At 38.0% G+C, this 22,143-nt stretch carries 23 protein-coding genes and 1 pseudogene; 14 read left to right on the forward strand and 10 right to left on the reverse strand.

What is annotated here, in order from left to right:
• Positions 1-84: 84 nt before the first annotated feature.
• Together putP and cmoB are read left to right on the forward strand one after the other, a co-directional pair.
• Positions 85-1,599 (forward strand): sodium/proline symporter PutP, encoded by a 1,515-nt coding sequence (gene putP / locus DV427_RS08720; protein ID WP_114892054.1) that lies wholly within the window; start codon positions 85-87, stop codon positions 1,597-1,599.
• Positions 1,596-2,561 carry a tRNA 5-methoxyuridine(34)/uridine 5-oxyacetic acid(34) synthase CmoB gene (gene cmoB / locus DV427_RS08725; protein ID WP_114892055.1) on the forward strand — a complete coding sequence of 322 codons (966 nt, stop codon included), beginning with the start codon at positions 1,596-1,598 and terminating at the stop codon, positions 2,559-2,561. Before putP ends, cmoB begins: the two co-directional genes overlap by 4 nt.
• 49 nt (positions 2,562-2,610) lie before the next feature.
• On the opposite strand, the gene cdd is transcribed toward cmoB, so the two are convergent.
• A complete protein-coding gene (gene cdd / locus DV427_RS08730) occupies positions 2,611-3,489 on the reverse strand; it encodes a cytidine deaminase (protein ID WP_114892056.1) in 879 nt (292 codons plus the stop codon).
• A gap of 269 nt (positions 3,490-3,758) precedes the next feature.
• Between cdd and DV427_RS08735 the strand changes: the two genes are divergently transcribed.
• The 7 genes from DV427_RS08735 to trpCF all read left to right on the forward strand — a co-directional run bounded on the left by DV427_RS08735 (position 3,759) and on the right by trpCF (position 10,621).
• Positions 3,759-4,241 carry a Dps family protein gene (locus DV427_RS08735; protein WP_046949279.1) on the forward strand — a complete coding sequence of 161 codons (483 nt, stop codon included), beginning with the start codon at positions 3,759-3,761 and terminating at the stop codon, positions 4,239-4,241.
• A 396-nt stretch (positions 4,242-4,637) separates the two neighbouring features.
• Positions 4,638-5,402: a glycosyltransferase family 2 protein gene (locus DV427_RS08740; protein ID WP_420920541.1), complete on the forward strand. Its 765-nt coding sequence runs from the start codon at positions 4,638-4,640 to the stop codon at positions 5,400-5,402.
• A 104-nt stretch (positions 5,403-5,506) separates the two neighbouring features.
• Complete coding sequence (gene trpE / locus DV427_RS08745; protein WP_162790301.1) at positions 5,507-7,057, forward strand: anthranilate synthase component I; 1,551 nt, start codon at positions 5,507-5,509, stop codon at positions 7,055-7,057.
• Between the two features lie 12 nt (positions 7,058-7,069).
• Positions 7,070-7,651, forward strand: a complete 582-nt coding sequence (locus tag DV427_RS08750; protein ID WP_114892059.1) for an aminodeoxychorismate/anthranilate synthase component II — start codon at positions 7,070-7,072, stop codon at positions 7,649-7,651.
• Positions 7,652-7,700: 49 nt separating this feature from the next.
• Complete coding sequence (locus DV427_RS08755) at positions 7,701-8,087, forward strand: tautomerase family protein (RefSeq protein ID WP_005645448.1); 387 nt, start codon at positions 7,701-7,703, stop codon at positions 8,085-8,087.
• Between the two features lie 52 nt (positions 8,088-8,139).
• Positions 8,140-9,141 (forward strand): anthranilate phosphoribosyltransferase, encoded by a 1,002-nt coding sequence (trpD, locus tag DV427_RS08760; RefSeq protein ID WP_114892060.1) that lies wholly within the window; start codon positions 8,140-8,142, stop codon positions 9,139-9,141.
• 40 nt (positions 9,142-9,181) lie between these two features.
• The gene (gene trpCF / locus DV427_RS08765) at positions 9,182-10,621 is read left to right on the forward strand and encodes a bifunctional indole-3-glycerol-phosphate synthase TrpC/phosphoribosylanthranilate isomerase TrpF (RefSeq protein ID WP_162790317.1); all 1,440 of its coding nucleotides are present in this window, start codon (positions 9,182-9,184) and stop codon (positions 10,619-10,621) included.
• Between the two features lie 50 nt (positions 10,622-10,671).
• On the opposite strand, the gene DV427_RS08770 is transcribed toward trpCF, so the two are convergent.
• Entirely contained in the window at positions 10,672-11,055 is a 384-nt protein-coding gene (locus tag DV427_RS08770; RefSeq protein WP_065264791.1) for a helix-turn-helix domain-containing protein, read from the reverse strand.
• Positions 11,056-11,215: 160 nt separating this feature from the next.
• Here DV427_RS08770 and DV427_RS08775 point away from each other — a divergent pair, with 160 nt between their 5' ends.
• The 3 genes and pseudogenes from DV427_RS08775 (at position 11,216) to hybG (ending at position 12,261) form a co-directional block, all read left to right on the forward strand.
• On the forward strand, positions 11,216-11,686 hold the full coding sequence (locus tag DV427_RS08775; RefSeq protein ID WP_114892062.1) for a DUF4156 domain-containing protein: 471 nt from the start codon (positions 11,216-11,218) through the stop codon (positions 11,684-11,686).
• A 174-nt stretch (positions 11,687-11,860) separates the two neighbouring features.
• Positions 11,861-11,956: pseudogene (locus DV427_RS09640) on the forward strand (hydrogenase-2 assembly chaperone); the annotation flags it as partial.
• 29 nt (positions 11,957-11,985) lie between these two features.
• Complete coding sequence (gene hybG / locus DV427_RS08785) at positions 11,986-12,261, forward strand: hydrogenase maturation factor HybG (RefSeq protein ID WP_005626486.1); 276 nt, start codon at positions 11,986-11,988, stop codon at positions 12,259-12,261.
• A gap of 204 nt (positions 12,262-12,465) precedes the next feature.
• On the opposite strand, the gene valS is transcribed toward hybG, so the two are convergent.
• The 6 genes from valS to DV427_RS08815 form a co-directional block, all read right to left on the reverse strand.
• On the reverse strand, positions 12,466-15,330 hold the full coding sequence (gene valS, locus DV427_RS08790; protein ID WP_114892063.1) for a valine--tRNA ligase: 2,865 nt from the start codon (positions 15,328-15,330) through the stop codon (positions 12,466-12,468).
• A gap of 75 nt (positions 15,331-15,405) precedes the next feature.
• The gene (locus DV427_RS08795) at positions 15,406-16,080 is read right to left on the reverse strand and encodes an SEL1-like repeat protein (RefSeq protein WP_114892064.1); all 675 of its coding nucleotides are present in this window, start codon (positions 16,078-16,080) and stop codon (positions 15,406-15,408) included.
• Positions 16,081-16,085: 5 nt separating this feature from the next.
• Positions 16,086-16,349, reverse strand: a complete 264-nt coding sequence (locus tag DV427_RS08800; RefSeq protein WP_114892065.1) for a hypothetical protein — start codon at positions 16,347-16,349, stop codon at positions 16,086-16,088.
• Between the two features lie 7 nt (positions 16,350-16,356).
• Positions 16,357-16,668 carry a N(4)-acetylcytidine aminohydrolase gene (gene yqfB / locus DV427_RS08805; RefSeq protein ID WP_114892066.1) on the reverse strand — a complete coding sequence of 104 codons (312 nt, stop codon included), beginning with the start codon at positions 16,666-16,668 and terminating at the stop codon, positions 16,357-16,359.
• A 44-nt stretch (positions 16,669-16,712) separates the two neighbouring features.
• On the reverse strand, positions 16,713-17,225 hold the full coding sequence (locus tag DV427_RS08810) for a hypothetical protein (protein WP_114892067.1): 513 nt from the start codon (positions 17,223-17,225) through the stop codon (positions 16,713-16,715).
• Positions 17,226-17,240: 15 nt separating this feature from the next.
• The gene (locus DV427_RS08815; protein WP_114892068.1) at positions 17,241-17,675 is read right to left on the reverse strand and encodes a DNA polymerase III subunit chi; all 435 of its coding nucleotides are present in this window, start codon (positions 17,673-17,675) and stop codon (positions 17,241-17,243) included.
• Positions 17,676-17,909: 234 nt separating this feature from the next.
• On the opposite strand from DV427_RS08815, the gene fumC reads away from it, so the two are divergent.
• Together fumC and DV427_RS08825 are read left to right on the forward strand one after the other, a co-directional pair.
• Positions 17,910-19,304, forward strand: coding sequence for a class II fumarate hydratase (gene fumC / locus DV427_RS08820; RefSeq protein WP_114892069.1), 1,395 nt, complete (start codon positions 17,910-17,912; stop codon positions 19,302-19,304).
• 127 nt (positions 19,305-19,431) lie between these two features.
• Positions 19,432-20,040, forward strand: a complete 609-nt coding sequence (locus tag DV427_RS08825) for a chalcone isomerase family protein (RefSeq protein ID WP_005636001.1) — start codon at positions 19,432-19,434, stop codon at positions 20,038-20,040.
• A gap of 100 nt (positions 20,041-20,140) precedes the next feature.
• Here DV427_RS08825 and rnm read toward each other — a convergent pair whose 3' ends face one another.
• Together rnm and pyrD are read right to left on the reverse strand one after the other, a co-directional pair.
• Positions 20,141-20,965 (reverse strand): RNase RNM, encoded by an 825-nt coding sequence (rnm, locus tag DV427_RS08830; RefSeq protein ID WP_114892070.1) that lies wholly within the window; start codon positions 20,963-20,965, stop codon positions 20,141-20,143.
• Positions 20,965-21,984 carry a quinone-dependent dihydroorotate dehydrogenase gene (gene pyrD / locus DV427_RS08835; protein ID WP_114892071.1) on the reverse strand — a complete coding sequence of 340 codons (1,020 nt, stop codon included), beginning with the start codon at positions 21,982-21,984 and terminating at the stop codon, positions 20,965-20,967. Before pyrD ends, rnm begins: the two co-directional genes overlap by 1 nt.
• Positions 21,985-22,143 lie beyond the last annotated feature (159 nt).

Here is a 22,143-nt window from a genome sequence, read left to right on the forward strand (position 1 = left end):
ATATTCAGTCTAAATAGAATAATAGCCCGAAATAAGGTAAAATGCACCCTTTCTAAAATTTTTAACCCATTTTGGACTTATTAAATGTTTGGATTCGACCCAACTCTTGTTACTTTTACTATTTATATTTTCGGGATGTTACTGATTGGCGTACTCGCCTATTACTACACAAATAATTTATCAGATTACATTCTCGGTGGACGTCGTTTAGGCAGCTTTGTCACTGCGATGTCTGCTGGTGCTTCAGATATGTCTGGTTGGCTTTTAATGGGCTTGCCTGGTGCGGTATATTTATCAGGTTTAGTTGAAGGCTGGATTGCTATTGGTTTAACTATCGGGGCTTATTTTAACTGGCTTTTAGTGGCTGGTCGTTTGCGTGTTTATACAGAATTAAATAATAATGCCCTCACCCTCCCAGAATATTTTCACAATCGTTTTGGTTCATCACACAAATTATTAAAACTTGTTTCTGCCACCATTATTTTAGTGTTTTTTACTATTTATTGTGCTTCGGGTGTAGTTGCAGGTGCAAAATTATTCCAAAATTTATTTTCGGTCGAATATTCCACCGCACTTTGGTATGGAGCATTAGCCACTATTCTCTACACTTTTATTGGTGGTTTTTTAGCAGTAAGTTGGACAGATACCATTCAAGCAACCCTTATGATTTTTGCGCTGCTTTTAACGCCTATTTTTGTGTTATTAAGCATTGGCGATACCGCTCAATTTTCCTCGGTATTAGCGCAAGCTGAAGCGGCTGCCAATAAAGATTTTACAGATTTATTTACTGCCACTACGCCACTTGGTCTATTAAGCCTTGCCGCTTGGGGATTGGGATATTTTGGACAGCCACATATTTTAGCGCGTTTTATGGCGGCTTATTCTGTTAAATCATTGATCAAAGCTCGTCGCATTAGTATGACATGGATGGCGCTTTGCTTGGGTGGTGCAATTGGTATTGGTTTCTTCGCGATTCCTTATTTCTTTGCCAATCCAAATATTGCAGGCATAGTCAATAACGAACCAGAGCAAGTGTTTATTGAACTTGCTAAACTTTTGTTTAATCCTTGGATCGCGGGCATATTACTTTCTGCTATTTTAGCTGCAGTAATGAGTACATTAAGCGCGCAATTGTTAATTTCATCTAGCTCAATCACAGAAGATTTCTATAAAGGTTTTATTCGCCCTAACGCATCTGAAAAAGAGCTCGTATGGCTTGGAAGAATTATGGTGTTAGTTATTGCCGCACTTGCTATCTGGATCGCACAAGATGAAAACAGCAAAGTATTAAAACTTGTCGAATTTGCTTGGGCTGGTTTTGGTAGTGCATTTGGCCCTGTGGTGCTTTTCTCTCTTTTCTGGAAACGAATGACATCATCGGGCGCGATGGCAGGTATGCTTGTAGGCGCAGTGACAGTATTTGCTTGGAAAGAAATTGTTCCAGCGGATACCGATTGGTTTAAAGTATATGAAATGATTCCAGGGTTTGCTTTCGGTAGCCTTGCAATTACTGTTGTCTCATTGCTTTCCAGCAAACCTGAACAAAATGTTCTAGATACCTTTGACAAAGCAGAAAAGGCCTATAAGGAAGCAAAATGATCGACTTTCGCCCTTTTTATCAACAAATTGCCACCACAAATTTATCGGACTGGTTAGAGACCTTACCGCTCCAATTGAAAGAATGGGAAACTCAAACTCATGGCGATTATGCGAAATGGAGCAAAATTGTTGATTTCCTACCTGATTTACATGCTGATGAAATCGATCTCAAAAGTGCGGTGAAATCTGACCGCACTTCTCCCCTTTCAGAAGGTGAAAAACAACGAATTATCCATCATTTAAAACAATTAATGCCATGGCGAAAGGGGCCTTATCATCTTTTCGGCATTCATGTAGATTGTGAGTGGCGTTCAGATTTTAAATGGGAGCGTGTTCTTCCTCATTTAGCTCCGCTGCAAGGTCGCACTATTTTAGATGTAGGTTGTGGCAGCGGTTATCATATGTGGAGAATGGTAGGCGAAGGCGCAAAAATGGTGGTCGGTATTGATCCTACCGAGCTTTTTCTTTGTCAATTTGAAGCTGTACGCAAACTACTTAATAATGATCGTCGAGCAAATCTTATTCCGCTTGGCATTGAGCAAATGCAACCATTAGCGGCATTTAATACTGTATTTTCAATGGGCGTACTCTATCACCGTAAATCCCCATTAGATCACTTAAGCCAGTTGAAAAATCAATTGGTAAAAGGTGGTGAATTGGTATTAGAAACGTTAGTGGTGGATGGCGATATAAATACTGTACTCGTACCAGCAGATCGCTATGCTAAAATGAAAAACGTTTATTTTATCCCCTCTGTCACCGCACTAATTAACTGGCTAGAAAAAGTTGGCTTTACCAATGTACGTTGTGTAGATGTAGCGACAACTACATTAGAAGAACAACGTAGAACAGATTGGTTGGAAAATGAAAGCCTGATTGATTTTTTAGATCCAAATGACCACAGTAAAACCATTGAAAGTTATCAAGCACCGAAAAGGGCGGTCATTTTAGCGAACAAATAAAAAAGGGAAATTATTCCCTTTTTTATTTTTCATCAAGACTCTTTCATACTTACAATGAATGATACTCTAATTTCACCGATGTTAATGTAGAGAGTAGCGCTTCAACCATCGTTTTATGGCTTAGTTTTAATGCTTTTTCAGCCATCACAATTCGCTCAATATCACCCAATTTTTTATCATTTAAACACGCAAAATTAAGTGCGGTTTGCAACGCTGGCAAACTCGGATTAAATGCTGCGTTTTCTGCATAACGCCCTGTTACCACATCACTATTTTTAAATAAAATCGCAATGCCATGCGGACTATTTGAATAAGGACAATGGGATTGATTTGCCGCCAAAATAGCTTGATTAACCAAATCATCTTGGTGATTAGCCACTAAATCATAATTTTCTTCCGCTAAAAGATGCGTCGCAATATCGAGATCCTTAGGTCCAAAAGCATCAGGTAAATAAGAATGCAACGGATTATTTTGGCTATGTGGCAAATGAATTGAAATTTTTTCAGCGCCATGCAATTCATTCATAAATTGACGACAATGCCCGCACGGCGTGTAATTAACCACCATGTCTGAAATACGACGTTCATTACGCAACCATGCGTGAGAAATTGCGCTTTGCTCTGCATGAATTGTTTGCTGAATGGCTGAATTAGAAAATTCTTGATTCGCGCCAAAATAAAAATCACCTTGTTCACCAATAGCAATGGCTCCCACATTAAAATGAGAAATAGCAGTATGACTATAACTCGCCGCAATCGGCAACAAATGCATAGCTAATTTCAGTGGAGTAAGTTCAAAATCACGACAAAGCTGCTCCACTTGGGAACGATTTAAAAAGCCAGCCCAATTTTGCAAACGAATTTCATCAACAATAGCTTGATTGAGTGCATCATCTTGTGGCAATGCGTGCTTAATAAGTTCTTGCATAAAACATCCTTAAAATATTAAAAATTATAACTGCACTTATTAAAGCAAAATTTACTGTTAGCCGCGACCTTTTACTAAAGTATTCCTTATAACTGTGATCCCGATCACTTATTTTGATAGTTTAGATTTATTACAAATTATTAACATATAGTTTTAGACTATCAATTTTATTGAATAGAACAATTTCACAGCAAATATTAGAAACGTATAATACCCACATCAAAGGCAGGGCATTAGCTCAATTATTTAACTAGAAAAAGGAAATTATTATGTCAAAAACATCTATCGGATTAGACAAAGTTCAATCAGCAGAATTAGCCAATAAACTTAACGAATTACTTGCAACCTACCAAGTATTCTATACTAATGTACGTGGTTACCACTGGAACATTAAAGGTGTGAATTTCTTTGCATTACACGCAAAATTTGAAGAAATCTACACAGATTTAATCACCAAAGTTGATGAAGTGGCTGAACGTATTTTAACTTTAGGTTACACACCAGATAACGCATATAGCCAATACTTAAAAGTATCTCGTATTAAAGAAGATATTGCAGTAAGCGGCGCACAAGAATGTTTATCAGGCACATTACAAGGCTTAAAAACATTACTCGACCAACAACGTGAAATTCTTGCTCTTGCAGGCGATGCTGATGACGAAGGTACCGCATCACAAATGAGTGACTACATTAAAGAACAAGAAAAATTGGTATGGATGTTCCAAGCAGCTTGCCAAACTTGCCATGCTTAATTGGTAAATTTCAACTCTAACGAAAACTAACCTGTAATCTATCTAACCTAACAAAGTTAGATATATTTAAGAACCAAGTTCTACCTTTCTAAGAACTTGGTTTTTTTATTTTAAATTGAGTTTACAAAAATAAAGTGAAAAAAATCTCATAAGTGCTATTATCCGCCGACTTTATATTTATGTTTTTACTCGCATACATTTAAGAGCAAAAAATTAAGTGTATTTTGTGTTAGTCAAAGGTTATTGTAAAAATGAAAGGGATTTATACTGATGAATTATCCAACCAACCAACCAACCAACCAACCAACCAACCAACCAACCAACCAACCAACCAACCAACCAAATAGTAAAACCGTTGCGGTAGTCACTTCAACAATTGGTCGTCCAGAATTAGCTTTGGCTATTAAAAGCGTGCAAAATCAAACTTATCCATGTAAGCATTATGTATTTATCGATAGCAATATTTTCTGGGATAAGGCTAAATCTATATTAGAACAATTCCCTGATGTAATTCCTATTTACTTACCAATGAATACAGGAAAAAACAGAATCCTTAACGGAGCCATTAATGCTGCTGCAGCTTTTCTTGTTGAAGAAGACATTATTTGTTATTTAGATGATGACAATCAGCTACGAGATGATCACGTGGAAAGCTTAGTAAACGTGATTGAACAAGGTGCTGATTTTGCTTATTCCTTACGATCTTTTTACGATTCAAATCATCAATTTATTTGCAATGATGACTTTGAATCTCTCGGGACTTGGAATACAAAAAGCGATATTTTCGTAGATGTTAAAATAGAGGATATTCAGCAACAAATACATTTTAACTTTAATGGAATCAATGCTCATATCGATACTAATTGTTATGCCGTGCCTCGCGAAATAGCGCAGAAAGCTGCACATGGTTGGCATACCCCATCTATCGGTGATCGAGGATTTTTGTCTGCTTTAAAAGATTTGGGTTTAATGGGACAAACCTCTGGAAAATATACTGTTAAATATACCGTTGATTTTAATAAATTAATCGTTGCTCGTAGTTTCTTCCCTCAATTAACACTATCAGATGAATTAAATGATCATATTTCTGCCGGCATATTAAAGCTAATTAATCAGCAAAATATTGAATATTACGACGGCCGTCCTTGGGCAAAGGAATAAAAGTAAACATTTTTCATCAAAAAACATAAAAAATCTTAATTCAGGCTTGACTTATCTCTCATGTACTAGTTTAATAGTACAAAAGTTTCCAAAAGGATATCAATATGCAAACTCAAGCCTTTATTGCGGTGACAGCTCAACCCGTTCCTTATTATGCTGACACTACTGCTATTTTTAATACACTTTGCCAACCTAATTCAAATTCTCTTCTACTCGACTCTGCTGAAATCGGGAGTAAAAACAGTTTACAAAGCCTTATCTTAGTCAATGCTGCGGTTAAAATAACGTGCTTAGGTCACAACGTCACATTTAAAGCATTAAATGAGAATGGAAAACAAGTGTTAAAAGAAATTCATCCAAAATTAACCGCACTTGGAAAAGTAAGTGCGGTCAATTTTGAAGATGAATTTTCTGTACAATTTTCGCCACTTGATAATCAACTCGATGAAGATAGCAAATTACAATCTGCCACTATTTTTGATGGACTGCGTATTATTTCTAGTCTTTATCAACATAGCCAAACGCCTATTTTCTTAGGTGGATTGTTTGCTTACGATCTCGTCGCAAATTTTATTCCAATGGATGGTATTACATTACAACATGATGGTATCAACTGCCCTGATTACAGTTTCTATCTTGCCGATCACCTCATTACTATCGACCATCAAAATCAACAAGCGACACTAAAAAGTTTCTGTTTTGCTCAAGAAGAACAAGTCAATATTGCGAAGACCTCGCTTTCTATTGCGCAAAAACTAAAAAATATTGATAACGTTCTTTCTATTAAAGCGGCAAGTGATGAAGTTAAAACAAACTTTGACGATCCTGAATTTACCGGTATTGTAAAAGCTTTAAAACACCATATTAACATTGGTGATGTATTCCAAATTGTGCCCTCTCGTCGTTTCTCCCTTGCTTGCCCGAATACATTAGCTAGTTACGCCCAACTCAAACAAAATAATCCAAGCCCTTATATGTTCTATATGAATGATGAAGGCTTTATTTTGTTTGGTGCATCGCCAGAAAGTGCGCTGAAATATGAACCAGAAAATCGTCAGTTAGAAATTTACCCAATCGCAGGTTCACGCCCTCGTGGTTTTGATGCCCACGGCAATATTGATCCTGAATTAGATGCACGTTTAGAACTAGAACTTCGTCTTGATCACAAAGAACAAGCGGAACATTTAATGTTGGTTGATTTAGCGCGTAACGATATTGCTCGAGTTTGCCAAAGCGGCACCCGTAAAGTGGCAGAATTAATGCAAGTGGATCGCTATTCTCACATTATGCATTTGGTCTCTCGCGTAGTGGGTAAATTACGCCCTGAGTTAGATGCGCTCCACGCTTATCAAGCCTGTATGAATATGGGTACATTAACTGGTGCGCCAAAAATCAAAGCAATGCAGCTTATTTATCAATTTGAACAACAAAAACGCCATAGTTACGGTGGTGCAGTGGGTTATCTCACTTCCGATGGACATTTTGATACCTGTATCGTGATCCGTTCTGCTTTTGTACAAAATGGGATTGCCCATGTACAAGCTGGTTGCGGCGAGGTATTGGATTCTGATCCACAAATGGAAGCCGATGAAACACGCCACAAAGCTGCGGCTGTCTTAAAAGCTATTCGTCAAGTTAATACACAAGCAAAATAAGGAAGAATTATTATGGCTAATATTTTATTTTTAGATAACTTCGATTCCTTTACTTACAATCTTGTGGATCAATTCCGTGTATTGGGTCACAACGTGACAATTTACCGCAATGATTGCGATTTAGAAAAACTGGTAGAAACCGCACTCAATACACCAGATACCATTCTTGCACTTTCTCCAGGGCCAGGAACACCATCAGAAGCAGGGATTCTACTACCATTGATCGAACGCTTAAAAAATCAAGTGCCGATTATTGGAATTTGTTTAGGTCATCAAGCATTAATTCAAGCCTTTGGTGGTAAGGTTGTTCACGCTGGCGAAGTGTTGCATGGTAAAGTTTCTCGCATTACCCATGATAACGAGGCGATGTTTAAAGATCTTGCTAATCCAATGCCAGTGGCGCGTTATCATTCTTTAATGGGACAAGATTTACCAAAAGAATTTATCGTCAATGCGGAATATAATGGCATTATCATGGCAATTCGTCATCGCGATTTACCCATTTGTGCATTCCAATTTCACCCTGAAAGTATTTTAACAGTGCAAGGTTCGCAATTATTACAACAATCCATTGAATGGTTGTTAAATAGATAAGACATCAAAAAGTGCGGTGATTTTTAACCGCACTTTTAAAGGAGAAAAAATGATCACCGTATTCGGACTTAAATCCAAACTCGCACCACGTCGTGAACAACTGGCAGAAGTCATTTATAACAGTCTCTATCTCGGCTTAGATATTCCTAAAGGTAAACACGCGATTCGCTTTTTGTGTTTAGAAAAAGAAGATTTTTACTACCCTCTCGACCGTAGCGATGATTACACGGTCATCGAAATTAACCTGATGGCTGGTCGTATGGAGGGCACGAAAAAACGCTTGATAAAAATGCTGTTTAGCGAATTAGAGTACAAGCTCGGCATCCGTGCTCACGATGTGGAGATTACGATTAAAGAACAGCCTGCGCATTGCTGGGGGTTCCGCGGAATGACAGGCGATGAGGCGCGCGATTTAGATTACGATATTTATGTTTAATAAAATATAGAAAATTAACAAATCCATATATAAAGAAAAACAGGAATAGACTATGCAACACAACCAATTATTAGAACAACTTTATAACGGACATTCACTTTCAATCTCAGAAAGTACCGAACTTTTTAATTCAGTCATCCAAGGTGAGCTTTCCAATGAACAAATTGCTGCTATGCTTATCGCTTTAAAAGTGCGGGGAGCAAATACTGAGGAAATTACGGGCGCGGTTGCCGCCTCATTACAAAATGCCAAAGCATTTCCACATCCAAATTATGCTTTTGCGGATATTGTGGGAACGGGGGGTGATGGGCAAAACACCATTAATATTTCCACTGCTAGTGCGATTGTGGCAGCATCAATGGGAGCCAAAGTAGCAAAACACGGTAACCGCAGCGTATCAAGCAAATCAGGTGCTAGCGATGTGTTAACCGCACTTGGCGTGAATGTGAATGTCACACCAGAGCAAGCTCGACAAGCATTAGATGAAATTGGTGTCTGCTTTTTATTTGCTCAACAATATCATTCTGGTTTCCGCCATGTTGCGCCTGTCCGTGCTGCTTTAAAAACGCGCACTATCTTTAATATTTTAGGGCCGCTTATCAATCCTGCCCGCCCGACTTATCATTTGCTTGGCGTGTATGCCCCTGAATTAGTGAAAACCTATGCTGAAACCGCCGTTGCCTTAGAACATCAATATTCCTTTGTTGTTCATGGTTCTGGCTTAGATGAAGTCGCATTACACGGTGAAACGCAAGTGGCAGAAATTAAAAATGGCAAAATTGAATATTTCACTTTAACGCCTGAAGATTTTGGCTTAAAAGCGCAATCCCTCGAAACTCTTCGCGGTGGTGAACCACAAGAAAATGCCCAAATGCTCACCGCACTTTTACAAGGTAAAGGAAGGGCTGAACACGCAAATGCTGTCGCGGCAAACACGGCATTATTATTGAAATTATTTGGGCATGATGACTTAAAACAAAATGTACAAAATGTATTGGCGCACCTTGCATCAGGTAAAGCCTTTGAAACATTACAGAAATTAACCACATATTAATAAAAAGCTAATTTGATACGCCACCATAAGAAGAAAAATGATGATCACTCAAGATTTTACCAAACCCATTGATTCCGCTACGGTGTTACAAAAAATTGTGCTTGATAAAGCGCAATGGGTTAAAGCAAAGGAAACTGAATTTCCGCTTTCACAATTTAAAGAAAAGATTCAAAAATCTGACCGCTCTTTTTATGATGCGTTAGCAAAAGGCACGCATCAAAAGCCCGCTTACATTTTGGAATGTAAAAAAGCCTCCCCTTCCAAAGGATTAATTCGTGCTGAATTTAATTTGGAAGACATCGCCAATGTCTATAAACACTATGCCTCTGCTGTATCTGTGCTAACTGACGAAAAATACTTCCAAGGTAATTTTGAGTTCTTGCCTTTAGTTCGCGATATCGTGAGCCAACCTGTGCTTTGCAAAGATTTTATGATCAGCGAATATCAAGTTTACCTTGCACGCTACTATCAAGCGGATGCAATTTTATTAATGCTTTCTGTGGTAAACGATGAGACTTATCGTGTGCTGGCAGATCTTGCGCATTCTCTTGGTATGGGCGTATTGACAGAAACTAGTAATGAAGAAGAATTTGAACGCGCCCTTGCGCTTGGTGCGAAAATTATTGGTGTCAATAATCGTAACTTACACGATTTAACTGTGGATTTAAATCGTGTTGTTGAACTCACTCAAAAATATGCCGACCGTATCCCTGCTGATGTACGTATTATTAGCGAATCAGGCATTTACAACCACAAGCAAATTCGTCAATTACAAAAAGTGGCGCATGGTTTCTTAATTGGGAGCAGCTTAATGGGCAACCAAGATTTGAATAATGCGGTTCGCTCGGTGATTTTTGGAGAAAATAAAGTATGCGGTTTAACGCGCGCGCAAGATGTCAAAATCGTTTACGAAAACGGCGCACTTTACGGCGGATTAATCTTCGCCGAACATTCAAAACGTTATGTGAGTTTACGCCAGGCGCAAGAATTAGTAACCGCTGCTCCACTTCGATTTGTTGGTGTGTTTCAGAATCAAGAAATTGACTTCATTGTAAAAATAGCTAACCAGTTACAGCTTTACGCGGTGCAATTACATGGTGCAGAAACCGAAGGATTTATTACCGCCCTTCGCCAACAACTACCAAAAAACACGCAAATCTGGAAAGCGATTTCTGTCAATACTGAAGCCCAAAGTGCGGTTAATTTTACTGATGATTTGAATGTGGATCGTTATATTTTTGACAGCCAAACAGAGAACCAACAAGGCGGAACAGGGAAAACTTTTGATTGGTCATTAATTCCTGAAAACCTTAAACATAAGATTATTTTAGCCGGAGGTATCTCACCAAATAATGTGGAACAAGCCATTCAACAAAATTGCTTAGGCTTAGATCTTAATTCTGGCGTAGAGAGTGCTGCGGGCGTAAAAGATGAAGAAAAAGTGCGGTTAGTTTTTGAAAAAATTTTTAACTCGTTCTAGAATTTTTCGTTTAAGCACCACTGAATTTCAGTAGTGCTTTATTTTTAATATTATTTTTGTTCAAGTAAGGCGATTATTTTTTTCAGTGATGCAATTTCATCAGATTGTTTTTGGAGAAGCTCATCTTTATGCATAATAATCAAATTCAGTTTTTCAATCACAAAATCGTTACCACTACTTTTACCGTAATAATTAGAACTTAAGTTGCTATGCTCATTAATCAAAAATATATTTTGCTGATCTGAAGAAAGCAGTTCTACAATGTCCAAATTAAAAATCTGTGCAATCTGCTCTAACTTATCTAGACGCAATTTTGTTTCTCCACGTTCAATCTTCGCATAGCCATTAACAGACATATTCATCTTCGTTGCCATATCTTCTTGTGATAACGCATTTTGTTCACGTATTGTACGAATTTTTTGATTAAGATTCATTTTAGATTTTACCTAATTTGATGTTTTTCACCACAAAAAGGAGGGCAAACACTCCCTTTTATTGGTGTAGATTAATTGGTAGCTAGTGTATCATTTCTTCTCCTAATAACCAATACGATTAAATAAAAGGCTTAATAAACAACATATTAAGGAATGAAAAATGAAAAAGTTAGTACCTAGTATTATTTTAACTACAATCGCATCCACAGTATTATCTGGCTGTGTTCAATTTGTGCCTTATGAAGGGAAATCTTTAAATCCTGAAGCAAGAGGAATTACAACAGTGCGTTCAACTCCCTACGGTTGTAAAGTGTTAGGCGAGGCGGAAGGCAAGGAAACAACTAATTCAGCTACCTTATATACTCCAGGCTCAGTTACTCGGGAAACCTTGAGAGATAGTGCGCTCAATGATCTTAGAAATAATGCTGCAGAGGCAATTGGTAAAGGAAAAAGAATTACATTACGAATTGTTGAAGAACTACCAACTTGTAAAAGTCGTTGCCCATTAGATGAAGAAGGATATGCAATAGAAAGCCATATTACTGGCTATAGAATCAGCGCACAAATTTTTGAATGTGGTGATAAAGATATCCAAGAAAATACATCCGCTCGACCTCAAAAGAAAAAATAACATAATAAGGCTGCGCAACATTGCAGCCTTTTTTCTTTCCTAAAAATAAACAAATAAGAACTCCTCTCAAATACAATAACATTACGTTCACAATTTGTGACATATTTTTCTATAGTTTCTTAATTTTATGATGATCAAACTTTGGTTGTCGTTAAAAATGGCAAAATCGAAAACGCACAAGATTGCCTCAGAATAATTTTATCTATGCCAACAAAAGCAACAACTTTTGATCCAGATCGACGTAACTTATTCCGCGCGATAGTAAAATAGACACAAATTTCAATAGGAGTGAATGTATTATGTGTTTAGGTGTTCCAGGCCAAATTGTTAAGATTGGCGAAAGCGCTCTTCAACTTGCCACCGTGGATGTATGTGGCGTACAACGTGATGTGAATATTTCTCTAGTCTGCACAGGAGATCCGGCCGATTTACTTGGCAAATGGGTGCTCGTTCATGTAGGCTTTGCAATGAGTGTTATTGATGAAGATGAAGCTAAGAAAACCCAAGAAGCCCTACTCGCTATGAGTCAACTCGAACACGAAGTTGGGGATTTTTTAGGATTAAATCAAAAATAAAAAAGTAGGCATTGCGCCTACTTTTTTATTCCAATTTATATCTCTCAATCTCTCTAATTTTTCTAATCTAAATCAATATTTCTCTTATCTTTTTATTTAATAATTTTCTCTATTTGCAATATAAAAATACTGTAAAAAACTCACCATATTTTAATTTCTAAAAACAAAAAACGTCGGAGAAACCGACGTTTTTTATAGCAAGTATTAAAGTGCCTCAATCGCCTTATACTGCTCTTGGATTTTTTCTAATCCAGATTGATATTCGGCTTGTTTTTCGCGTTCTTTAGCGATAACCGCTTCTGGTGCTTTAGCCACGAAAGCTTCGTTGCTGAGTTTGTTCTCGATACGTTTAACTTCGTTTTGATATTTTTCAATCTCTTTAGTTAAACGGGCAAGCTCTGCTTCTTTATTGATAAAGCCAGCCATTGGTACGAGCAATTCAGCATTACCAACGAGTTTCGCTACCGCAAGTGGTGCTGTTTCATTTGCGGCTAACACTTGAACGTTGTCTAATTTCGCCATCGCTTTTAAAAGATCGGTCTGTTTTTCGAGAATTTTTGCATTTTCTGCACTTAAATTACGGAATAACAGATCTAATCCTTTGCTTGGTGCGATGTTGCTTTCTGCACGAATATTACGCACCGCAACAATTACTTCTTTTAACCACTCAATTTCAGCTTCTGCTTCTGGATCAAAGCCGTTTTCTTCCACTTGTGGGAAAGGTTGTAACATAATGCTGTCAGCCGTAATGCCGACAAAACCTTTTACTTTTTGCCAAATTTCTTCGGTAATAAATGGAATAAGCGGATGTGCTAAACGTAATAATTTTTCTAACACGTGAACCAAAGTTTGGCTTGCCGCACGGATTTGTGCTGCGTTACCGTTAGCAAATACTGGTTTAGTCAATTCTAAATACCAGTCGCAGAATTGGTTCCAGGTAAATTCATAAATCGCATTGGCACAAAGGTCGAAACGATATTGGCTTAATGAATTACGGAAAGTTTCCACGGTACGATTGAATTCTGATTGAATCCAACGGTCTGCCACGGAGAATTCAATTTCGCCTTGACTTAAATCTAATTTGTCATTGGTGAGCACGAAACGGCTTGCATTCCATAATTTATTACAGAAGTTACGGTAGCCTTCCAAGCGTTTCATATCCCAGTTGATATCACGACCGTTTGAAGCCAATGCGGCTAATGTGAAACGCAATGCGTCTGTACCGTGAGCGGCAATACCTTCAGCAAATTCTTTGCGGGTTGCTTTAGCAATTTTCTCTGCTAATTGCGGCTGCATCATGTTGCCAGTGCGTTTTTCAAGTAAATCTTCAAGGCTGATACCGTCAATCATATCGATTGGATCAAGCACGTTGCCTTTTGATTTCGACATTTTTTGACCTTGCTCATCACGGATTAAGCCCGTCACGTACACGGTTTTGAATGGCACTTGCGGTTTGCCGTTTTCATCTTTCACAAAGTGCATCGTAAACATAATCATACGCGCAACCCAGAAGAAGATGATGTCGAAGCCGGTGATTAACACATCTGTTGGATGGAACATTTTGAGCTCTTTAGTCTGCTCTGGCCAGCCTAAAGTTGAGAATGTCCACAAACCTGATGAGAACCAGGTGTCTAGCACGTCTTCATCTTGTTTTAACTCAACCGCAGAATCTAAGTTGTATTTTGACCGCACTTCTTCTTCGTTACGAGCAACATACACGTTACCCTCTGCGTCATACCACGCAGGAATGCGGTGTCCCCACCAAAGTTGGCGAGAGATACACCAATCTTGAATATCACGCATCCAAGAGAAGTAAAGGTTTTCGTATTGTTTTGGCACGAATTGGATTTCGCCATCTTCCACCGCTTTAATTGCTACATCAGCAAGCGGTTTTACGCTCACATACCATTGGTCGGTTAACATCGGCTCAATCGGCACGCCACCACGGTCACCATAAGGGACTTTCAAATCGTGTGGTTTAATTTCGTCTAATAAACCCAACGCTTCAAAATCTGCGACGATTTTCTTACGTGCAGCAAAACGCTCTAAACCACGGTAATCTACAGGAATAGTCGCTTCATAGTCTGCAAGGGGTTTACCGTTAGTACCGATAATTTCCGCTTCATCACGAATATCTGCGTTTAAGGTTAACACGTTAACCATCGGCAAGCTGTGACGCTTACCCACTTCATAGTCGTTAAAGTCGTGCGCTGGGGTAATTTTCACTACACCGGTACCGAATTCACGATCCACATATTCATCCGCAATAATCGGAATTTCACGATTAGCCAACGGCAGAACGACCGTTTTACCAATTAAAGATTGATAACGCTCATCTTCAGGATGCACCGCCACTGCCGTATCGCCCAACATAGTTTCTGGACGCGTGGTTGCCACCACTAAATAATCTTTACCATCTGCCGTTTTTGCACCGTTTGCTAACGGATAGCGGAAATGCCAAAGGGAACCTTTACTCTCTTTATTTTCAACTTCTAAATCAGAAATCGCTGTGTGAAGTTTTGGATCCCAGTTTACTAAACGTTTACCACGGTAAATCAAACCTTCTTCGTGCAAACGAACAAACACTTCTTTTACCGCGTTAGATAAACCATCATCCATAGTAAAACGCTCACGTTCCCAGTCGATAGAGTTTCCTAAACGACGCATTTGTTGGCTGATTGTGCCACCTGAATAGGCTTTCCAATCCCAGATTTTGTTGATGAACGCTTCACGACCATAATCGTGGCGAGTTTTGCCTTCTTCTGCGGCAATTTTACGTTCCACCACCATTTGAGTTGCGATACCCGCGTGGTCTGTGCCCGCTTGCCACAAAGTGTTATGCCCTTCCATACGGTTAAAACGGATTAAAGTATCCATTAAGGTTTGCTGGAACGCGTGTCCCATGTGTAAGGAACCCGTGACGTTCGGCGGCGGAATCGCAATGCAATAGCTCGGCGCGTTTTCATTTTCAGACGGTTTAAAATAACCGCTCTCTTCCCAATGTTGATAAAGGGCTTGTTCCACCGCAGACGGATTAAAACGGTCTGCCATTTCGAATTTTTGTGTCATTGTTACTCTCTTTTTGTCAGGAGGAATTTATTCCTCCGAATATTTTAAATATAGCAGGTTAAATAACCTTATAAATTAATTTTTTTTATTATCCATATATTTTAATGTTTCTTCTGAGACACCTATCATTTTTGCCATTTTCTTAATATTCATATCATATTCTTGGCAGGCTAATTGATAACCTAACTTACATGATTTTCTAAAAAACTTAGATGATTTTTCTGAGCTTATAGGCACCTTATATCCTTCTTTATAAATCTGGCCTAAATCATACCCAGCTTTATCAACTACATCTGATGCCTCAGTCAATAATTGAATTGCTTTATTAACGTCCAAAGGAACACCAAGACCTTCTAGATATAAACGTCCCAGATAATGCTTCGCATATGGAAAATTTTCTTGTACCAATGGAAGGTATAATTTTACAGCCTTATCGTAATCTTGCTCTACCCCCTTCCCTTCCAAATACATTGCAGCCAAATTAAACCTAGCAATACTATCACCTGATTTTTCATACCATTTTATGGCTTCAGGATATTTTCTTTGTTCTTCAGCTATAGTACCGAGCATAGTTGCAGCTCTTTGCGGGCTATTCCCATTCAAGAGTTTCTTATAAATTTTTTCTGCTTCTGAATAATTTCCTTGTTGAGTGAACTGAACTGCTTGGCTAAACATTCCATTTTCATCAATCGCATTAGCAAAATTAGAAAAAAACATGAACAAAAAAAGAAAGACTACACGCTGAAACATATGATTTACCTTTTAGATTTATATAAGAAAAAAAGTCCAGTAGAAAAGACAAGTAACGCAAAGATCATTGGCCCCAATAACACTGCATTCTCACCACCATGATGGTATAAAAATTGCGCTGTAAATGTTAAAGAGTCTAAATTTACCTCACCACCAGTTCCTTTAAGCTTGCTATAATCAAACAATCCAAGAATTGCAATAAGGGGGGATATTAAAAGAAAAATTTTAGATTGCTTAGCATATTTTGCTTTTTGCGCTTTACTGTCCATAAAAGTCCTAAATTTTTATAAATTCAATCAAATAAAACTGCTCTTCGTTCGGATAAATCCCCCGAATCACCTCTTTCAATTCTTCCAACTCCATATTCTCCTGCTTCGCATGTTGTTCCGTCAGTTCATCAAGGGTAATCGGAGACACACTTAATACTTCAATGGTGCAGAAATATTGATTATCTTCAAATCGACCGACTAGTAAAATATCACCTGCTTTAAAATGGCTTTCGGATTTGTCCCGAATGGTGATGGTTTTACGCCCTGCGAGAATATCGGCTTCAAAGCGTTGATAGAAAGTAATGTCGTTTGGTTTCATTTTGATCCTTAAAGAGCGGTTGGATTTTAGAAAGTTTTATGAAACTATCTCAATTCTTTCTTTAAACGATCAATTTCATTTAATAAGCGATATTCCTCTTGATGGCAAAAACTCTCAGAACCGAGTTTCTCTCCCTCGCTAGTGCAACGAACTTGCTGATATTGTTGTTCTAGTATTTGTAATATTTTTCGTTTTTCTGTATTTGGATCATTTGCCTGCTTTATTTTAGCTGGAGCTGGCGATACTTTAGATAAAACTTGAGTTTCTTGCGTTTTTTGTTGAGTAGTCACATCTACTGTTTTTTCAGCTTCAACCATTTTTTCTTGTTCAACCGCTTCAGATTTCTGATCTACAACAGAAGTTTTTTCTTTATTTTCTTCTAAAAGAGCAGCTTCCTTTTTAACATCCTGTTTTGTGGCCTGTTGAGTTTCTTCAACTTTAGGGGTTGCTTCAACTTTAGGTGTGGCTTCAACTTTATTTTCCTGTTTCTCACAAGCTGAAATCATCAATACAGCTGTTCCTAATAATAAATTTAAGCAAAATTTGGTTTTCTTCATAATTACTCCATTCTGTTATTCTATATTTTCTGTAGAAAGTACCCATCCCAAGGTTCTTAACTGTTTATAACGTTCTCGAGCTTGTGTTTTTAAGGCATCATCTTTCGGTACAAAATCAATAATTTGGGTAAAACTATGGCTAAAATCTGGGATTTCTTGTTGCAAATTAATTAACACATCACGACGTTGTAAATTTCGTTTCCCAAGCCATGAAATCTCTATCGGTGTGGGATATTGTGTTGCCTCACCCGATAAATTATGCGGAACAAATTCATTAGGATCTCGTTGCCACAAACGCTCATCAATCTCTAAGGCTTGAGCCTCACTTTCACAGCTAATCAATACTTTTTTCCCTGATCGCCATATTGAAGCAGCAAGATTACAGGCTATTTCTTCGACAGTTAATGTACAATCTTCCGTAAGAATGTAAAATTGCGCAGTTTTTGCCATTTTAGCCCCGTTATTTTCTCAATCTTGCCCTATAAAAAGGGTGAAATTTTAACGAAAAAACCCTAAAAAATAAATAATTAAATATACATTATTACAAATGCGTGAAAATCCACCGCACTTTTATGATCTATGTCACAAAACTGATTTTTAACGTTTTTGTTACGTTCCACTCATAACTCTGAAGTGTTAAAATCAACTCAGTATTAATTTTCATTCAATTCATAGGAGTACAGAATGGCATTTCGTATTGAAAAAGACACAATGGGTGAAGTTCAAGTTCCAGCAGATAAATACTGGGCTGCACAAACTGAACGTTCACGCAATAACTTTAAAATTGGTCCTGCCGCATCAATGCCACATGAAATTATTGAAGCTTTTGGCTATTTAAAGAAAGCAGCCGCATTTGCTAATCATGATTTAGGTGTATTACCTCTTGAAAAACGTAATTTAATTGCTCAGGCTTGTGACGAAATTTTAGCAAATAAATTAGACGATCAATTCCCACTCGTTATTTGGCAAACTGGTTCTGGTACACAATCTAATATGAATGTGAACGAAGTCGTTGCCAATCGTGCGCATGTGCTAAACGGTGGTAAATTAGGTGAAAAATCTATTATTCACCCAAATGATGATGTGAACAAATCACAATCTTCAAATGATACTTTCCCAACGGCAATGCACATTGCTGCATATAAAAAAGTAGTTGAACACACCATTCCTTGTGTTGAACGTTTACAAAAAACTTTTGCAGCAAAATCTGAAGCCTTCAAAAACGTAGTAAAAATTGGCCGCACTCACTTAATGGATGCAACGCCACTCACATTAGGTCAAGAATTTTCGGCTTATGCGGCTCAATTAGATTTCGGCTTAAAAGCATTAAAAAATACTCTTCCGCATTTAAGTCAATTAGCATTGGGTGGCACCGCGGTTGGCACAGGTTTGAACACGCCAAAAGGCTATGATGTGAAAGTGGCAGATTACATAGCAAAATTCACCGCACTTCCATTTGTCACTGCAGATAATAAATTTGAAGCATTAGCCGCTCATGATGCGATTGTTGAAACTCACGGTGCATTACGTCAATTAGCAATGAGTTTATTTAAGATTGCGAACGATATTCGTCTATTAGCATCAGGCCCTCGTTCAGGAATTGGCGAAATTTTAATTCCTGAAAATGAACCGGGTTCTTCAATCATGCCGGGTAAAGTCAACCCAACTCAATGTGAAGCGATGACAATGGTCTGCGCACAAGTATTTGGTAACGACACCACAATCGCATTTGTGGGTTCACAAGGTCACTTCCAATTAAATGTGTTCAACCCTGTGATGATTGCAAACTTCTTACAATCTGCTCAATTATTAGGTGATGCTTGCGTATCTTTCGATGAACACTGTGCTGTGGGTATTGAACCAAACTATCCAAGAATTAAACAACAACTTGAAAATTCATTGATGTTGGTGACCGCACTTAATACGCATATTGGCTATGAAAACGCGGCTAAAATTGCAAAAACAGCGCACAAAAATGGCACCACATTACGTGAAGAAGCGATTAATTTAGGCTTAGTTTCTGCAGAAGATTTTGATAAATGGGTTCGCCCTGAAGATATGGTGGGTAGCCTAAAATAATACACCGCACAAATTAACATCAGTAATATTAAAGGCGAGTAAAATTACTCGCCTTTTTACTCGTTTCTCATTTGTTTTTTGATGCGGTTTGTTATAATCAACACAATTTTATTCACGGCAATTTATTATGAAAATGAAATCCCTTTTTGTGGCAATGATAACGTTTTTTTCTGCCGCACCTTTTGCTCATTGGCAACCCATCGGAAATGCCGAATACACTTGGGGGCCGTTCCATGTTTATACCATTGGCTTATTTTCCGAAACGGGCACTTATCAAGAAAATGAACGCCCATTAATGCTCTCTTTCAAATATGAAAAACCGATTGAAGGAAAAAATTTTGCGATTACGCTTATTAAAGAAATCGAAACATTAAAACTTAATGATGGCGATACTCAAAGTTGGCTTAAAGAAATGCAATCCACATTTCCGGATTTCTCACCAAACGATATTTTAAACTATATTGCCTTACCCGATAGAGGTTACTTTGTATTAAATGATACAGTTTTGGAACACGATTTTGATGCTAAATTTAATCAAGCATTTATCGGCATCTGGCTTGCACCGAATAGTACTTTTGTAAAACTTCAGCCACAATTATTAGGTAAAACTAAAAGCAATCATGAAGCGACTGAATTTTATCTCAAACCTGAAATTGAATCCGTTGATGAACAAGATTCAATGCCTGAATTGCCGCCACATTATTTATTAGATAATCAGAAAAAATCCGAAGGATAAATTCAGTTTTTATATTTTGAACCATAAAAAATACCTGTTTCCAAATAAATTTTATTATCAAGGAAACAGGTATTTATTATTTTGAACATTATCTATCTAGCTAAAATTTTTCCCAAACAGGGATAACGCCATCAACTAAATCTAAATTTTTTCCTAACTCAATCCAACCACAAGGGAAATGAAAATCGGAGCCAACGGATCCCAGCAGATCAAATTCTTTTGCCCAACGAGCAAGCATTTGACGTTGATCTTTTGTCTGACCACAATCCGCCATTTCCATGCCATCACCACCCCAAGCCTTGAAATCGGTTATCAGCTTACGCACCCATTTCCCCGTCATGTTATAACGTAATGGATGCGCAATAATAGCTATACCACCTGCTACATGGATTGTCTCAATCGCGGTGGGAATATCTGTCCATTCTGCTTTGACAAATGCCGATTTTCCTTGTCCTAAATAGCGTTTAAAGGCTTGACCATCATTAGATACCTTACCAATCTTCACCAAATAACGTGCGTAATGAGCACGCGTCACTTCGCCATCGGCTAAGGCTTTTGCACCTTCATAAGCATGAGGAATCCCTGCTTTTTCTAATTTATCGCCAATTTCCACCGCTCTTTTTTCGCGTAATGCCTTTTGACTTTGCAAAAGTGCGGTCATTTGGGGATGAGTTTTATCGAAGTTTAATCCTACAATATGAATCCCTCGCCCTTCCCAATTTGTGGAGATTTCTACTCCAGTAATTAATTCAATGCCTACTTCTTTCGCTGCAATCTCAGCTTCATCAATGCCTGCAATAGTATCGTGATCGCATAATGCCAGCACGTTCACGCCTTGCGCATAAGCGCGATGTACTAATTCAGTTGGGCTCAACACCCCATCTGATGCGGTGCTGTGACAATGTAAGTCATATTTTTTTGTCATTATTTAATACTTTTTACTAATTCTTTTACTAATTTTGGACCGTGATAAATCAATCCTGAATAAACTTGCAACAACTCTGCACCAGCCTCAATTTTCTCTTGCGCATTTTGCAAGCCATCAATGCCGCCGCTACCAATAATCGGGATCTGACCTTTTAATTCTTGATGTAATCGCTTAATAATCTCTGTGCTTTTATGCTGCAACGGCTTTCCACTTAATCCGCCTTGCTGTTCCGCATTTTTCATCCCCATAACCGTATCACGAGAAACCGTGGTATTCGTTGCAATAACGCCATCCATTTTATGACGAACCAACGTATCCGCAATTTGCACTAATTCACTTTCCGTTAAATCTGGTGCAATTTTTACCGCAATCGGCACATATTTATTGTATTGGTTTGCCAAAACAGCTTGACGATCCTTGATGCTTCGCAATAAATCATCAAAATAGTCACCATATTGTAACTGACGCAAATCCGGTGTATTGGGTGATGAAATATTCACCGTAATGTAACCTGCATAGTTATAGGCTTTGTTCAAACAGAAAATATAATCATCTTTGCCTTGTTCTAAAGGTGTGAATTTATTCTTACCAATATTGATGCCAATCACGCCTTGATAACGTGCGTTTTTCACATTTTCTATAAGATAGTCAATACCATTATTATTAAAACCATTACGGTTAATAATACCTTCAGCTTCAATCAAGCGAAACTGACGTGGCTTTGTATTCCCATCTTGTGCAACAGGCGTGACAGTCCCTACTTCGAGAAAACCGAAACCCAATGCACCGAAACCATCAATCGCATCGCCATTTTTATCCGCTCCTGCCGCTAATCCAATGGGATTAGGGAAATTCACACCCATTACCGTTTTCTGAAAGCCTTTGGGAGCATGAATAATAGATTTTAAGATCGATTGAAATAAAGGATTACCGGCTAATTTCAAGCATTGAATCGTGAAATTATGAGCCTTTTCAGCATCCATTTGGAAAATGCCGCGACGGAATAATTGATACATACTCGTTTATCTCTCGGGATAGTTGACTGTAAGAAAGTGCGGTTAATTTTCACCGCACTTTAAAGGGAAGACAGCTTGTATTCTACGAGGAACAAAGATGATGTGCAAATAATAAAAAATCTAATTAATAAAAAATCATCCTATTTCTCATTAGAGTTA

The sequence above is a fragment of the Haemophilus haemolyticus genome (assembly GCF_003351405.1).
Lineage (GTDB): Bacteria > Pseudomonadota > Gammaproteobacteria > Enterobacterales > Pasteurellaceae > Haemophilus > Haemophilus haemolyticus_N.

Bases quoted from the DNA above. Each gene is read 5' to 3' on its own strand.
- cmoB (WP_114892055.1), top strand. From the start codon at position 1,596: ATGATCGACTTTCGCCCTTTTTATCAACAAATTGCCACCACAAATTTA.
- DV427_RS08795 (WP_114892064.1), bottom strand. From the start codon at position 16,080: ATGTTTCAGCGTGTAGTCTTTCTTTTTTTGTTCATGTTTTTTTCTAAT.
- rnm (WP_114892070.1), bottom strand. From the start codon at position 20,965: ATGACAAAAAAATATGACTTACATTGTCACAGCACCGCATCAGATGGG.
- DV427_RS08770 (WP_065264791.1), bottom strand. From the start codon at position 11,055: ATGAATCTTAATCAAAAAATTCGTACAATACGTGAACAAAATGCGTTA.
- DV427_RS08800 (WP_114892065.1), bottom strand. From the start codon at position 16,349: ATGGACAGTAAAGCGCAAAAAGCAAAATATGCTAAGCAATCTAAAATT.
- DV427_RS08750 (WP_114892059.1), top strand. From the start codon at position 7,070: ATGGCTAATATTTTATTTTTAGATAACTTCGATTCCTTTACTTACAAT.
- cdd (WP_114892056.1), bottom strand. From the start codon at position 3,489: ATGCAAGAACTTATTAAGCACGCATTGCCACAAGATGATGCACTCAAT.
- valS (WP_114892063.1), bottom strand. From the start codon at position 15,330: ATGACACAAAAATTCGAAATGGCAGACCGTTTTAATCCGTCTGCGGTG.
- DV427_RS08815 (WP_114892068.1), bottom strand. From the start codon at position 17,675: ATGGCAAAAACTGCGCAATTTTACATTCTTACGGAAGATTGTACATTA.
- hybG (WP_005626486.1), top strand. From the start codon at position 11,986: ATGTGTTTAGGTGTTCCAGGCCAAATTGTTAAGATTGGCGAAAGCGCT.
- pyrD (WP_114892071.1), bottom strand. From the start codon at position 21,984: ATGTATCAATTATTCCGTCGCGGCATTTTCCAAATGGATGCTGAAAAG.
- trpCF (WP_162790317.1), top strand. From the start codon at position 9,182: ATGATCACTCAAGATTTTACCAAACCCATTGATTCCGCTACGGTGTTA.
- putP (WP_114892054.1), top strand. From the start codon at position 85: ATGTTTGGATTCGACCCAACTCTTGTTACTTTTACTATTTATATTTTC.
- fumC (WP_114892069.1), top strand. From the start codon at position 17,910: ATGGCATTTCGTATTGAAAAAGACACAATGGGTGAAGTTCAAGTTCCA.
- DV427_RS08735 (WP_046949279.1), top strand. From the start codon at position 3,759: ATGTCAAAAACATCTATCGGATTAGACAAAGTTCAATCAGCAGAATTA.
- DV427_RS08775 (WP_114892062.1), top strand. From the start codon at position 11,216: ATGAAAAAGTTAGTACCTAGTATTATTTTAACTACAATCGCATCCACA.
- trpD (WP_114892060.1), top strand. From the start codon at position 8,140: ATGCAACACAACCAATTATTAGAACAACTTTATAACGGACATTCACTT.
- trpE (WP_162790301.1), top strand. From the start codon at position 5,507: ATGCAAACTCAAGCCTTTATTGCGGTGACAGCTCAACCCGTTCCTTAT.
- DV427_RS08825 (WP_005636001.1), top strand. From the start codon at position 19,432: ATGAAAATGAAATCCCTTTTTGTGGCAATGATAACGTTTTTTTCTGCC.
- DV427_RS08810 (WP_114892067.1), bottom strand. From the start codon at position 17,225: ATGAAGAAAACCAAATTTTGCTTAAATTTATTATTAGGAACAGCTGTA.
- yqfB (WP_114892066.1), bottom strand. From the start codon at position 16,668: ATGAAACCAAACGACATTACTTTCTATCAACGCTTTGAAGCCGATATT.
- DV427_RS08755 (WP_005645448.1), top strand. From the start codon at position 7,701: ATGATCACCGTATTCGGACTTAAATCCAAACTCGCACCACGTCGTGAA.